The 13,566-nt window shown below is 55.5% G+C and carries 14 protein-coding genes and 1 other annotated feature; of the genes, 6 read left to right on the top strand and 8 right to left on the bottom strand.

The window, feature by feature from the left end; genetic code table 11:
* Positions 1-66 precede the first annotated feature (66 nt).
* The 4 genes from rpmI to ACI1P1_RS10060 all read right to left on the bottom strand — a co-directional run bounded on the left by rpmI (position 67) and on the right by ACI1P1_RS10060 (position 3,882).
* Positions 67-267 (bottom strand): 50S ribosomal protein L35, encoded by a 201-nt coding sequence (gene rpmI / locus ACI1P1_RS10045; RefSeq protein ID WP_416216251.1) that lies wholly within the window; start codon positions 265-267, stop codon positions 67-69.
* Positions 268-304: 37 nt separating this feature from the next.
* On the bottom strand, positions 305-796 hold the full coding sequence (infC, locus tag ACI1P1_RS10050; RefSeq protein WP_416216252.1) for a translation initiation factor IF-3: 492 nt from the start codon (positions 794-796) through the stop codon (positions 305-307).
* 52 nt (positions 797-848) lie between these two features.
* Positions 849-990 (bottom strand) — a sequence feature (ribosomal protein L20 leader region).
* A 76-nt stretch (positions 991-1,066) separates the two neighbouring features.
* Positions 1,067-2,299 carry a glycosyltransferase family 2 protein gene (locus tag ACI1P1_RS10055; RefSeq protein WP_416216253.1) on the bottom strand — a complete coding sequence of 411 codons (1,233 nt, stop codon included), beginning with the start codon at positions 2,297-2,299 and terminating at the stop codon, positions 1,067-1,069.
* Between the two features lie 404 nt (positions 2,300-2,703).
* Positions 2,704-3,882: a glycosyltransferase family 4 protein gene (locus tag ACI1P1_RS10060; RefSeq protein WP_416216254.1), complete on the bottom strand. Its 1,179-nt coding sequence runs from the start codon at positions 3,880-3,882 to the stop codon at positions 2,704-2,706.
* A gap of 228 nt (positions 3,883-4,110) precedes the next feature.
* Between ACI1P1_RS10060 and ACI1P1_RS10065 the strand changes: the two genes are divergently transcribed.
* Entirely contained in the window at positions 4,111-4,632 is a 522-nt protein-coding gene (locus ACI1P1_RS10065; protein ID WP_416216255.1) for a phosphatase PAP2 family protein, read from the top strand.
* A 436-nt stretch (positions 4,633-5,068) separates the two neighbouring features.
* Here the strand turns inward: ACI1P1_RS10065 and trmB are convergent, their stop codons facing one another.
* Together trmB and ACI1P1_RS10075 are read right to left on the bottom strand one after the other, a co-directional pair.
* Positions 5,069-5,779, bottom strand: a complete 711-nt coding sequence (gene trmB / locus ACI1P1_RS10070) for a tRNA (guanosine(46)-N7)-methyltransferase TrmB (RefSeq protein ID WP_416216256.1) — start codon at positions 5,777-5,779, stop codon at positions 5,069-5,071.
* Between the two features lie 170 nt (positions 5,780-5,949).
* A complete protein-coding gene (locus ACI1P1_RS10075) occupies positions 5,950-6,156 on the bottom strand; it encodes a hypothetical protein (protein ID WP_416216257.1) in 207 nt (68 codons plus the stop codon).
* Between the two features lie 261 nt (positions 6,157-6,417).
* Here ACI1P1_RS10075 and mnmL point away from each other — a divergent pair, with 261 nt between their 5' ends.
* The 3 genes from mnmL (at position 6,418) to ACI1P1_RS10090 (ending at position 9,123) form a co-directional block, all read left to right on the top strand.
* Positions 6,418-7,383 (top strand): tRNA modification radical SAM protein MnmL/YtqA, encoded by a 966-nt coding sequence (mnmL, locus tag ACI1P1_RS10080; protein WP_416216258.1) that lies wholly within the window; start codon positions 6,418-6,420, stop codon positions 7,381-7,383.
* A 6-nt stretch (positions 7,384-7,389) separates the two neighbouring features.
* On the top strand, positions 7,390-7,983 hold the full coding sequence (mnmM, locus tag ACI1P1_RS10085) for a tRNA 5-(aminomethyl)-2-thiouridylate-methyltransferase MnmM (RefSeq protein WP_416216259.1): 594 nt from the start codon (positions 7,390-7,392) through the stop codon (positions 7,981-7,983).
* A 174-nt stretch (positions 7,984-8,157) separates the two neighbouring features.
* Positions 8,158-9,123, top strand: a complete 966-nt coding sequence (locus ACI1P1_RS10090; RefSeq protein ID WP_416216260.1) for a type I phosphomannose isomerase catalytic subunit — start codon at positions 8,158-8,160, stop codon at positions 9,121-9,123.
* A 66-nt stretch (positions 9,124-9,189) separates the two neighbouring features.
* On the opposite strand, the gene ACI1P1_RS10095 is transcribed toward ACI1P1_RS10090, so the two are convergent.
* Complete coding sequence (locus tag ACI1P1_RS10095; RefSeq protein WP_416216554.1) at positions 9,190-10,989, bottom strand: B12-binding domain-containing radical SAM protein; 1,800 nt, start codon at positions 10,987-10,989, stop codon at positions 9,190-9,192.
* A 178-nt stretch (positions 10,990-11,167) separates the two neighbouring features.
* Between ACI1P1_RS10095 and cysK the strand changes: the two genes are divergently transcribed.
* Complete coding sequence (gene cysK, locus ACI1P1_RS10100) at positions 11,168-12,103, top strand: cysteine synthase A (RefSeq protein ID WP_416216261.1); 936 nt, start codon at positions 11,168-11,170, stop codon at positions 12,101-12,103.
* A 159-nt stretch (positions 12,104-12,262) separates the two neighbouring features.
* On the opposite strand, the gene ACI1P1_RS10105 is transcribed toward cysK, so the two are convergent.
* Positions 12,263-12,439 carry a hypothetical protein gene (locus tag ACI1P1_RS10105; RefSeq protein WP_416216262.1) on the bottom strand — a complete coding sequence of 59 codons (177 nt, stop codon included), beginning with the start codon at positions 12,437-12,439 and terminating at the stop codon, positions 12,263-12,265.
* A gap of 177 nt (positions 12,440-12,616) precedes the next feature.
* Between ACI1P1_RS10105 and ACI1P1_RS10110 the strand changes: the two genes are divergently transcribed.
* A complete protein-coding gene (locus ACI1P1_RS10110) occupies positions 12,617-13,501 on the top strand; it encodes an RluA family pseudouridine synthase (protein ID WP_416216263.1) in 885 nt (294 codons plus the stop codon).
* The last annotated feature ends 65 nt before the right edge of the window (positions 13,502-13,566 follow it).

Below are 13,566 nucleotides of genomic sequence, written 5' to 3' on the forward strand. Positions count from 1 at the left end.
TCATGTTATGGAAGCCTCGGAATTGGCTTTAGCCAATCTGAGGGGGAATTTCGTCCGAAACGTTGTTTACTTCACGTATACCAGCAGGGACTCAATACGCTTGGTATCGCCCTTGGTCATGATGGCAGATTTGCCCAATCTGGCCTTTTGCTTGGAGCTCTTGTGCTCCAGAATGTGGCGTTTGCCCGATTTGTTTCTCTTGATTTTGCCAGTACCGGTTTTCGTGAAACGCTTGGCAGCGCCACGGTGAGTTTTCATCTTAGGCATTGCTGAAGTCCTCCTAATAGTTATTCCCGGCTCCGAATCACTTCGGCGCCAGTATCATAATCATGCTGCGGCCTTCCAGTTTGGGTCTGCGCTCCACTGTACAAATGCTCTCAGCTTCAGTCGCTACCCGCTCCAGCACACGCTGGCCAATGGAAGCATGAGTAATTTCACGGCCGCGGAAACGTACGCTGCACTTCACCTTGTCTCCGTCCTGAATGAACTTCAGAACATTGCGGAGCTTGGTCTGGAAGTCGTGCTCGTCGATGGTGGCGCTGAAGCGGACTTCCTTCAGGTCAACAATCTTCTGATTCTTGCGCGCTTCCTTTTCTTTCTTCTGGGTCTCATACCGGAACTTGCCGTAATCCATGATCCGGCAAACCGGCGGTTTGGCGGTAGGCGCTACATTTACCAGGTCCAGATTCGCATCCTGAGCCATTTGCAGTGCTTCCCGGAAAGGCTTAATCCCCAGTTGTTCACTTTCGGGACCGATCAAACGGACTTCCTTGGCGCGAATCTCTTCGTTAATCATATGATCCTTGCTAATAACGTTCCACCTCCACTAGTTTCTCACCTGTACCTTGAACCTAAAAAAAGGATGCAGGCACTAACCGCCCACATCCTGATCTCGCGTCATAAGCAACACTGCTAAGCGTTCACTTAAGTGACTAGAACCAGCCAACGCTCTGTCGGTCAGGTGAGAAGCGGGCGCTTCTTCTTAATAGCACTCAAACAGTCTAACATAGAAACTCAGTCAAGTCAAACCAAATTTAACTATCTGCAAACACGGGATCTAAAGCCCTTAGCTGGCCTGCTTGCTCTGTACTTCCTCCAGCCGGAGCACCCGGGTATGCTGGGTGTGGCTCCATTGTTTGTTGTTCTGGGTGAAGAAGGCGTAGAAGGTTACCGGGTACCACGATACCAGGAACACCGGGAACAGGATGAGCGACTTCCAGATCTTCTTCGGCGCCCGCTCCATATACAGAGCCAGCGGGAACACCAGGACATTCAGCAGGTACAGTACGCCGAAGAACCAGGGCGCATTTTCGAACAGAGAGGTGAAGTACGGCTCTGGCCGGAGCTGGTCGGCATACAGCATGATGGTGATGATGCCGCTCAGGAACAGGTTGTAGACGTTCAAGGCATAAACGGCGGTGTCCACCTTAGCCCAGTTGCCTTCCTTCAGCCCCTGCCATACGAGGGGGAAGAAGTAGCGACGGGCCACATCGAAGTGTCCCTGCATCCAGCGCAGCCGTTGGCGGGCCGATGCATTAAAGGACAACGGCTTCTCGTCGTATACCTTGGCATCATAGTCGAAATACGGCTTGATGCCCCTCTTGACGCAGCGCATGGTAAATTCCAAATCCTCCACCAGACTGGTGGCGCCCCAGCCCATTTCCTTCAGCAGGGTGGTCTCAAAGCACATGCCGGTGCCGCCCAGATAATTGGCCAGCCCCAGATTGGTGCGGGGCAGCTGCCACAGACGGTTGCAGTACCAGTACGAAATGGCATACGAGGAGGTAATCCAGGAATCATGCGGATTCTTGGTATCCAGATAAGCTTGGACCACACGGTGGCCGGCACAAAGGTCGTTATTCATGTGGATCAGGAAATCCTGCTCCACCAGGTTGTCCGCATCAAACATCACGATGCCGTCATAGGTGCGGGGAAGCTTCCACAGCTCCTTGAGCATCCATTCGATGGCGTATCCCTTGCCGCGGAGGTTGGGATTAAAACGTTCGAAAGCATAAACGCCGTGGCTTCTGGCAATATCGGCGGTATTGTCGGTGCAGTTGTCACAGATGACCATCACATCATACAGCTCTTTGGGGTAATTCAACCTCTTCAAATTCTCCAGCAGCGCTCCGACCACCTGGCCCTCGTTATGGGCGGCAACCAGAATGGCAAACGACTTTTGCGGCTCGAAGCTTTTTTTGTTATTTTTACGCACCCATCCAAAAAACGTAAGCACAAGCTGATACGCGCCGATTAAAGCTAATATCAGCTGCAAAGCCAAAACAATATGGTCCAGCATGGTAAGCCCCCTTTTTTTACTACTTCCCTTTCTTCATTCTCTCTCTAAACCAATCTTTGTGTTTTGAAAACTTTTCCGTTGGATTCGAAAGCCGATACTGATTTTCCTCTCTTTACCCCCGTTTGTCAAAAGCCCCAAACCGCCTCCTTAAGGCGGTTTACGGCCAATAAAGGGAATACAACCGGGAAATTCCTCCGTCCTGCGCATCCAAACGCGATCTTACGGTGTATCTTGACCTTCGCTGTCCTCTGGCGGAGTTGACCCCCGGTCCACAGGCCCAGATCTTGTCCTTCTCATTATCACCCAGCAGCAGGGGGTTTCATCCACTGTTTTAGGAACTTGAGGGTTCCGCCGGGCATGCGGAGGCCCTTCCGGTGCTTCCACCGGAATTAGGGCCTTTCGCATTATTTAGCCGCTGCCAGCTCATGGTTCGACAATTCGCCCAGTTCGGGCACCACTTGTCGATAACTGTCCAGCAAACGGGAGAAGATAGAATCCCAGGTTTGAAGCTCACTGTAGGCCCGCCCTGACTGGGCCATTGTGCTGCGGAGGGTGTCGTTCTCCAAAAGTGTGGCGATGGCTTCCGCAAAAGCCCCCGCGTCTCCCGGCTGGCATAGCCATCCGGTCTCCATATGTCTGACGGTATCCTGGACGCCTCCTGCAGCCGCGCCGATCACCGTTGTGCCTGATGCCATAGCCTCCAGCACCACATTCCCGAAGGTTTCCGTGGCGGAGGGAAATACGAACAGATCCGCTGCCGCATACAAGTCCGTCAGCGCCGTTCCTTCGGTAAATCCGAGGAAGTGGATGTCCGTCCGATCCATATAGGATTCGGTGAGCTCCTTGTATAAAGGTCCGTCGCCGGCAAGAATCAGCTCCGTCTGCGACTTCAGCTCCTCCGGCAGCTGGTCATATGCCTCCAGCAGCACATCGACACTTTTCTCAGGGGCCAAACGTCCTACATATAAAAGAGACAATTTGTCGGGATTTGCGCCTGCCTTACGCAGCACCGCCTCGCGGTCCACCTCCGGATGGAAGCGGGCCACATCCACGCCGCGGCTCCACACCTCCAAATTGGAGAAGCCCCTGTCCATTAAATAATGAAGCGTGGACCGGGAAGGAACGTAAATTTTGCGGCAGGTCTGGTGGAACCAGCCCAGATACCGCCAGAGCATACCCTCCACCCATTGGATCTTGTAATACTGCAGGTACTGGTCAAAATGAGTATGGTAGGAAGCCACTACCGGGATTTTGTGCTTCTTGGCGTAATGCAGCCCGTACAGGCCAAGATTGAACGGTGTGGCGCAATGGATAATGTCCGGCTTGAACTCCTGAAGCGTCTTTTTGATGCTGATGGGGTTAGGGATGGCCAGCTTGCACTCCGGGTACAACAGGAACGGCACACTGTAGAAACGTTCCACCAGCAAGCTGTTGTAGTCCGATCCGGCCTCGCCGTCGCTCTGGGGTGCAAACACACGGCAGGTCGCTCCGTGGCTCTCCAGATAATCCACCCAGCGGCCAAGAGTCCGGGCGACTCCATTGACATCGGGCAGGAACGTATCGGTAAACAATGCCACTTTCACGAATATTCCCCCTTTAGAGATCATGCTTACATTCATTATAGACCCGGATTATTCGGATATCGTCAAACGCAAGTAAATTTTACATTTTCCGTTCTGTGCGTTGATCTGCGTTTAACATAAAAAAAGTACGATTATAAAGGTAATATACAACCTATACCCGCAATTGCCGGGGTTGAACATCTCCGCGATTGCATGAGGGCGGGATCATAAATAGAGGAGGCGGAAGCCATGAGCCGTGTAGTCACCTGGCTGCAGTACAGGGAAGTCGAGATGTTCCGTTGGGTGAACAAAAGACAGCATGTTCTTACCGATTGGCTGATGAACCGGATCACCCACATGGGAGGCGCAACTCTGACCATCCTGTTCACCCTGGGGATGTCCATATTCGGACCCAGCCCCTGGAATGAGGTGGCCATGCAGAGCTTCCTGGCCCTTACCTTAAGCCATGTTCCCGTCCATATTATGAAGAAGAAATATCCCCGGCTGCGCCCATACCTTGTCCTGCCCCATATCAATATATGCAAAAAACCGCTGACAGACCATTCATTTCCGTCGGGACATACAACCGCCATCTTCGCCGTCATTATTCCGTTCGTGCTTGCGTCGCCTCTGCTGGGGCTGATGCTCCTGCCTCTGGCGCTGTTCGTCGCCGTATCCCGTATGTACCTGGGCCTGCATTATCCCTCAGACTGCGCGGCGGGGGCCATCATCGGCACCGTATCCGCCATCCTGACCGGCTTCCTGATTTAACGGCTTCTTCAATATAGTACCAAGAGAGCGGCTTTAATAAAAGCCGCTCTGCGCTCGTTTAAGGAAAGCTTAAGATTCACCCGCCCAATCCCCGGTCCCTGCCGGAGGCTGGATGGTGGGAGGGCGGGCGCCCTTCTTTCCTTATCCTGCAAAAGTGCATCTATTCTGCTGGGATTCCGCCTATCCCTGTACCCCAAATGTAAACGTACATCTATTTTCCACCGAGGGGTACATTTTGCTCCCATCTGACGAAAATAACTGCACTTTTGCAGGATAGACTGTAAAAACGAAGGTTTGTCCACTAAATAGATGCACTTTTGCATTTCGGAAGAGGGGGGAGTAACGTTCCCGCCTGCCCTCCCCTTTGGGCCCCAAAAAAAGAAAATGACGGACATCGTCCGGCATTTCCGTTTCGTAGAGGTTTTGTTTTGCTCGGTTACTGGGGCTCCATGAGCCGTTCCACATGCTCCTCCAGAGCGAGCTTGCCCACCAGCACCTCACACCGGTAAATGGGCATACCCCGGTCCACAAACTTCAGCTCGTATTCCGTGGGCACCAGATCGTCGCGCAGCCCATCCGCATGCAGGTTCAGGGTGATGTTGCGCATCCGCAAGCCCATATCCGCGAAGGAGTTCAGCGAAAACTCGAACAGCGACATGGAATCCGTTTTGAAGTGGATCTCTCCGCGGTCATTCAAAATCAGCATGTACTTGCGCAAAAACTCATGGTGGGTCAATCTTCTCCTGGCATGGCGCTTCTTCGGCCAAGGATCGCTGAAATTCAAATAAATCCGCTCCAGCTCCCCGGTCTCGAACATATCGAGCACATATTCCAGATTACATAAAGCCAGAGCCAGATTGGGGATGGACTCATTTTCGGACAGTCCACCATGGGCCAGCCGCGCCTTATCGGCAGCCCGCCGCAGCAGCTCGTCATACATATCCACACCGATATAATTGATATCGGGATTCCGCACGGACTGCTCACTGATAAACCGGCCCTTGCCCATGCCAAATTCAACATGGATGGGATTCGTGTTGCCAAAATACTCGGCCCACCGGCCCTTTAAACTTTTTCCATCCAGCACAACAAGATCCGGCTGCCGCTCCAGCGACTCGCGGATCCCTTTTCTGCCACGCAAACGCATTCTCTTATTCCTCCAAATAGTGACGAATAGCTTATCTTCAAGAATAGTCGATCACCATTGAAAATGCAAAGCATTAAAATCCTTCCCGGCGATTATTGCGGAGAAATGCAAAAAAGAGGAATCCAGCCTCATCCGGCGGATTCCTCTATCCGAACACCGACATCAGTATGTCAGTGGGTCAGCTCCTCATAAAGCAGAGGTATATCGCTCTCTTTCATCACTTGGCTGTCCAGGGCACTTCTGACCTTGCGGCGTGCATCAGCCAGCTGGCCGGAATTCTGATTGAACCGGAAACCGGACAGGGCCATCGCTTCCTTCACTGTCAGCTCTACCGTAATCCGCTCCTCACCTTGGGGAACCAGAACATGTGTCGTCATTCCTCATGCGCCTCCTTTGTAATTTCCAATTAAATATTGTAGAAAAAGGGACTTGGAGTTAAGGTTTGGGTGGCAAAAATCCTTTATTTTGCTCACTTTTAATATAACACATCGTGTTAGGTTTTTCAAGCCGAAATCCGAAATTTCCGCGATTTATTTCCAATGGCTTCTCCCTTAGAATACCCGGTATCCCGTTTACCATTCGCTTTCGGCGCCGTCATCCACTACAATAAAAAAGATGCTCAAGCAAGGAGGAATACAATGAACGGCAATCAAGCTGTCCCGCCGCGTCAAACACCCCTTTTGTGGGAGGACAAGCGGTTTCATACATGGAATTTCGAAATGAGGCGCCAATTCGGCGCCAAGGTCTTCAAGGTGATGCTGGACGCCGGCTTCACCTGCCCCAACCGGGACGGCACCATTGCCACAGGAGGCTGCACCTTCTGCAGCGCGCGGGGGTCGGGAGACTTTGCAGGGAGACGCCGGGACGATCTGGTGACCCAATTCAATACGGTGCGGGACCGCCAGCATCTGAAGTGGCCCGAAGCTCAATATATCGGCTACTTCCAGGCCTACACCAATACGTATGCGCCGGTGGAGGAGCTGCGGGAGTATTATGAGGTGATTCTGGAGCAGCCGGGTGTTGTGGGCCTATCCATTGCAACCCGTCCGGACTGCCTGCCGCCGGATGTGCTGGACTATCTGGAGGAGCTGAACAGCAGGACCTATCTCTGGGTGGAAATGGGGCTGCAGACCATTCACGAAAGCACCTCTCGGCTGATTAACCGGGCCCACGACACCGACACCTACTACCATTCCTTGGAGGAGCTGCGCAAGCGGGGTATCCGCACCTGCGCCCATATCATATACGGCCTGCCCGGCGAGGACCGGGACATGATGCTGGCTACCGGCGAGGCTGTGGCCCACATGGATGTGCAGGGGGTTAAGATCCATCTATTGCATCTGCTCAAAAAAACCCCCATGGTCCGCCAGTATGAGGAAGGGCTGCTTCGTTTTCTGGAGAAGGACGAATACGTGGAGCTTGTGGTGGATACGCTGGAGCGGCTGCCGCCGGAGATGATTGTCCACCGCCTCACCGGGGATGCGCCCCGAGATCTGTTGGTCGGCCCCATGTGGAGCCTCAAAAAATGGGAGGTTCTGAACGCCTTCGACGAGGAGCTCAGACGGCGGGATACCTGGCAGGGCAAGCTTTGGACAGGAGGATAAGGAGCAATGGGATTTATATCGGTATTGAGTCTGGCCCAGGAGCTGGCCGGGCAGCGGATTGGGCCGGGCGACTGCTGTATCGACGCCACGGCGGGGAACGGGGTGGATACCCTGTTTCTGGCCAAAGCGGCAGGGTCGGGCGGGCTGGTGCACGCCTTCGATATACAGGAAACGGCCTTGGCCAGCACGGCGGCCAGGCTTTCGGGAGAGCTTTCGGAACGGTTTACCGGGGTGAGACTGCATTTGGCCTCCCACGACCGGATGAAGGACTATGTGGAAGCGGAGCATCACGGGCGGATTTCTGCGATTATGTTTAATCTGGGTTATCTTCCGGGGGCCGAGCATACGGTCATCACCCAGCCCGGCACTACACTGGCGGCTCTGGACAGCTCCCTGGAGCTTCTGCGGCCCGGCGGGGTGCTCACGGTGGTGGTTTACTCCGGACACCCGGGCGGCGAGGAGGAAGCCGAGGCTGTGAACACCTGGGCGGAGGCACTGCCGCAGCGGGAGTTCCAGGTAATGAGCTACCGGTTCATGAACCAGCAGAACCATCCTCCCTATCTCATCGCCGTGGAGAAGCGCCAGCCTGCCGCCAAATGAAGGACCGCAGCTAACGGGCAGCCCCAACGCGGGCTGTGAGGGAAAACAGACGGCTCTGCAGGAACGGGCCCTGGCCGGACGACGCTGGCTTTTTAAGCGGACAGGCTTTACGGCATGGGGTCCGGTGATTACAATGGAAGAAAACCTTTTATGCGGAAAGCGGGGAACGGTATTATGAAGCCTTATCCTTTGCAATTTCAACCCGAGTTCAAGGAACGGGTGTGGGGCGGCCGGAATCTGGAGCGCTTCGGTTATACAATGCCTGAGGGCAAAATCGGTGAAGCCTGGACCATCGGCGATCATGCCAATGGCACAACGAAAGTCATGAACGGCGAGCTGGCCGGAACAGGACTAGACGAGGTTCGGGAGCGCTACGGCAAGGAATTCTTCGGCAAGAAGGGTTTTTCCGAACGAACCGGCCGTTTCCCGCTGCTGATCAAGCTGCTGGACTGCGAGGATGACCTCTCTGTACAGGTGCATCCTACCGACGAATACGAGCGTCTGCCCGCAGGCGAGCTGGGCAAAACGGAAATGTGGTACGTGCTGGACGCCAAACCGGGTGCCAAGATCATCTACGGCCTGAAGGCCGGGGAAACCCGGGAATCCGTTACCGCCGCCATCGAGGAAGGCCGGATTATGGATACCCTTCACGAGGTGCCTGTGGCCGCCGGGGATACCTTCTATATTCCGGCAGGGACCGTCCATGCCTTGTGCTCCGGAGTGCTGGTGGCCGAAATCCAGCAGAACTCCGACACCACTTACCGGCTCTACGATTACAACCGTCCGGGTCTGGACGGCAAACCCCGGGAGCTGCATGTGGAGGATTCCCTGAATGTTATCGCCTATGATAATGCCGGGGCGGCCCGGATGACCACGGATCTGCCCGAGGCCCATACCTGGCTGAACATCGCTCACTCCCCGTACTTCGTGGTGGAAAAGGGCAAGGTAGACGGCACATGGCCGCTGTCCTCCCCGGGAGACAGCTTCGCCATCCACATCATCTGCGACGGAGCCGGCACACTGCGCTGGGAAGACGGCGAGCTGCAGGCGAAGCCGGGCGACTGCTTCCTGATCCCCGCGTCCCTGGGGGATTATGCCTTCAGCGGCCAGCTGACCATGCTCCGCAGCCTGGTGCCTTAAGGGCGCAGCAAAACCCGCCTCTCTTCTACGGGAGAGGCGGGTTTTTTAGTGATCATTTTATATACCTTATTTGCTCCCCAAACCCAAGCTGCCGCCCTTCACCACCTGCCCGAGCGGCGCTGAATAATACCGGGCCCCCGCTCCGTCGCCGCCCCCGCTGCCTTCGCCGCCGTACAGCACCAGCAGGAGCGTCTCCTCCGGCACCAGCTCCCCACTCTCCTCGTAGACAGTGAGGTCAAACGGGAGCACCTCCACCATCGCCCACTTGTGCAGCTCCCGCTCGTTCCATTCCGTCCCGGCCAGCTCCGGGGACAACAGCCCCGGCTCCCGGGCGACCAGCCGCAGAAGCTCCGCCTGGCCGTTTTTGCCCAGGGTGAAATCCCACCAGATCTTCCGGGGTTTGAACTTGTGGTTCAGAAAATAATCCAGCTTCATCAGCCCCAGCGCCGTCTCATAACCGGCAATTCCCCGCTCCGCAAGAAACGCCTGGAGTCGGCTGAACAGATCCTCCAGCTGATGGCCGATCCGCGACCAGCCCCGCTTCTCCCAATAGTCCCCGAACTCCTGGAAGAAGTCGAAGGCCGATGGAAACTCATGGCGGATCAGATATTCCGCCGTCCTGTCCAGCCTGTGGGCATTCCAGTATTTCTCCAGCACATCCTCCACCCGCTTAATGCGGATTACATCGTCGAAGGACAGCACATCATTGCACAGCATCTCGTACGGCGCGTCCTCCATAAACACGTACCCGTATTTCGCAGCATCCCGGCGCAGGCCGGTCCCCCGCAGAAGCTTCAGGAAACCCAGCTGCAGCTCCTCCGGCCGCAGGGCGAACACATCGTTGAAGGTTTTGCGGAACGAGGCGTAATCCTCCCCCGGCAGCCCCGCAATCAGGTCCAGATGCTGGTCGATGGCGGCAATCTCCTTCACCTTGTTCACCGTCCGCGCCAGCTTCTCGAAATTCTGCCGCCGCTCCACCAGCCGGTTGGCCTCCTCATTGGTGGACTGGACGCCCACCTCGAAGCGGAAAAGCCCCTTCGGCGCATTCCCCGCCAGGAAATCCAGCACCTCCGGCCGCATAATATCCGCCGTAATCTCGAACTGGAAGGTGCAGCCGCCGTGGTTTTTGATCAGATGGCCGAAGATATCCATGGCATAGTCCCGCTTGATGTTGAAGGTCCGGTCCACGAACTTCACCAGCTTAGCCCCGGAATCCACCAGGTATTCCAGATCCCGCTTGGTCCGGTCCAGATCGAAATACCGCACCCCCACCTCCGCGCTGGACAGGCAGAACTGACAGTTGAAGGGACAGCCCCGGCTGGTTTCGAAATACACCACCCGGTTGGGCAATGCAGGCACATCCTCCGCAAAACGGTGCGGTGTGGGAATCGTATCCAGCACCAGCTTCTGCCGGGGCGGGTTCACCACAAGCTTCTCCCCCTGCCGGTAAGCGGCCCCAAGCACCTCATGCCACCGCTTCTCTCCGCGGATCTCCGTCAACAGGTGGTGGAAGGTCTCCTCTCCTTCGCCCATCACGATAAAATCCGCCTGCGGAATGCGCCGGAGCCAATATTCCGTATCATAAGAAACCTCCGGCCCACCCAGCACGATGGTCAGCCCGGGCTTCAGCTGCTTCAGCGCGGCGATAATCTTAATCGTCTCTTCAATGTTCCAAATATAGCAGGAAAAGCCCAGCACCTCGGGGCTTTTCAGATACAGGTCGGTTACCACCTGCATCACCGGGTCCTTGATGGTGTATTCGGCAATTTCAATATCAAACTCCCGTTGGCTGTAGGCCTTCAGATAGCGAAGAGCCAGGGAGGTGTGGATGTACTTGGCGTTCAGGGCGGCGAGAACCACCTTCATGGGAATCAAGCCTCTATTCGTATAAGATGCTTCTATCATACATAGAGACTGCCACCAAAAGCAAAGTCCGTCCTACTAAACACCCCCGGACTTTTCACCCGATTGACAGAAACCCTCAAAAAAAGTAAAATAAACACAGTAAACTAATCGGATTTATAATAGAATGCAGGAGGTCGCTATGGAACGAATTGCGGAATGCCTGACGGACCTGATCGGTAATACCCCGCTTCTGAAGCTGGGAAAATATGCGGAAAGCCGCGGCCTTCATAATACCCGGCTCCTGGCTAAGCTGGAATACTTCAATCCCGCGGGCAGCGTCAAGGACCGGATCGGCTACGCCATGATCCAGGATGCGGAGAATCGGGGTGTGCTTCATCCCTGCGGCACCATCATTGAACCCACCAGCGGCAATACGGGCATCGCGCTGGCCTTCGTTGCCGCAGCCAAGGGCTACCGGCTGATTCTGACCATGCCGGAGACCATGAGCGTGGAGCGGCAGAACCTGCTCCAGGCCTTGGGGGCGGAGCTGGTGCTCACTCCGGGTGCGGAGAGTATGGGCGGCGCAATCCGCCGGGCCAAGGATCTGGCGGAAGCCATCCCCGGCTCTGTGATCCTTCAGCAATTCGATAATCCGGCCAATCCGGAGGCCCACCGCAGCACCACGGCAGAGGAGATTTGGGCGGACACGGACGGCAAGGTGGATATTTTTGTGGCGGGGGTGGGCTCAGGCGGCACCATCACCGGAGTAGGCGAAACGCTGAAAAAGAAAAATCCCGCCATCCGCATCATTGCCGTGGAGCCCCAGGACTCCCCCGTTCTGTCAGGGGGCCGGCCAGGTCCCAACCGGATTCAGGGCATTGGTGCAGGCTTTATCCCCAAGGTGCTGAACCGGAGCGTCTACGACGAGATTATCGCCGTCAAGTCCGTGGACGCCTACGAAACCACACGGGAGATGGGGCGGCGCGAGGGGCTCTTGGTGGGCATTTCCTCCGGGGCCGCGGTGTGGGCGGCTGCCGTTGTGGCTGCCCGTCCGGAATCCAGGGGAAAGACCATCGTCGTCCTGCTGCCCGACTCCGGTGAACGGTATCTGTCTGTCCCCGGTTTGTTCGACTAGGGCGCAAACGCACTCTAATCCGAAAAAAGGCTGTCCTCCGGTACGGAAATCCTCACAGACTACAGGATTTCTACCGATGGACAGCCTTTTTTGGCGCCAAAATAAATCTGGTTTGAGTAAAATCTCCGGCAGGATAACCGCGGTGTATACATGCTCCGCTCAATAGGTAGCGTGTCTGCCCCAATCCGAGCAGTCCTCCTCCGCCACTCCACGCAGGGACAGCTCCATTTGCTCCCGTGCTCTGGCCATTTCCATTAACTCTCCGAAGGGATCGGTAAAATCCTGCTTCAGACGGGAATGGTCCTCCACCAGCTTGGTCATGCGGTACAATAACATGGCATTCGCCTCCTTTAAGGCATGATTTGGTCTTCAACCCGTTTCCATGGTACACTGCAAACATCAACGGATGATGAACACTTATGCCGTATATGGTAAAATGCCCATACGGAGTCTGTTTTATACATTTCGGCGCTATCAGAATTCGAGCATTTTTATAGAAAATGAGGGATTGTCTTGAGCAAGTCCAATGAAACGGTCTTCACCGCCACGGAGCAAGAAGAATTGCTCCCCTTCCTGATCCGCAGCATGCCGGGCAAAGGAAGAAATCATGTGAAAGCCATACTCGCCAGAGGCCAGGTCTATGTAGGGGGCAAACGCACCACCAAGCACAACCATCCGCTTTCACCAGGGCAGAAGGTCACGGTTTCCTGGACCAAATCCTTCGAGGAGGAGATTCTTCAGGGAGTGTCTATCCTGTTTGAGGACGACCATCTCCTGGTGGTGGAAAAGGAAGCGGGACTTCTCTCCATCGCCTCCGACAAGGAGCAGCAGTTCACCGCCTACGCCATGCTGACGGATTATGTCCGGCGCGCCAATCCGCGCAACCGGATTTTTGTGGTCCACCGGCTGGACCGGGATACCTCCGGGGTCATGATCTTCGCCAAAACGGAGAAGGCCAAGGAAACCCTGCAGGCTAACTGGCAGGACGCTGTGGAAGCCCGTATCTATGTGGCGCTGGTGGAAGGCAAGGTGCGGCAGCCGGAAGGAGTCATCACCTCCTGGCTTAAGGAGAGCAAAACTTTGAAAATGTACTCCAGCCCCCACCCCAACGACGGCCAAAAAGCGGTAACCCGCTATAAGCTGCTTCAGCAGAATGCGGAATACAGCCTCCTGGAGTTGGAGCTCGAGACCGGACGGAAGAACCAGATCCGCGTTCATATGGAGGATCTGGGGCACCCTATTGCCGGAGACAAGAAGTATGGCTCCCGCCAAAATCCCCTGGGACGACTGGGCCTGCACGCCCAATCCATCGCCTTCACCCATCCGATAACGGGAGAGGCCTTGCGTTTTGCAACCAAGGTGCCCAAGGCCTTCTACAAACGCTCGGAGCAGGTGTAACAGGACGAAAAAAAGGACCGGCAGGGATGGCGTACATCCTCCGGTCCTTCTGTTTAACTTAGTAT

The organism is Paenibacillus mesotrionivorans (genome assembly GCF_046098205.1).
GTDB lineage: Bacteria > Bacillota > Bacilli > Paenibacillales > NBRC-103111 > Paenibacillus_AR > Paenibacillus_AR mesotrionivorans.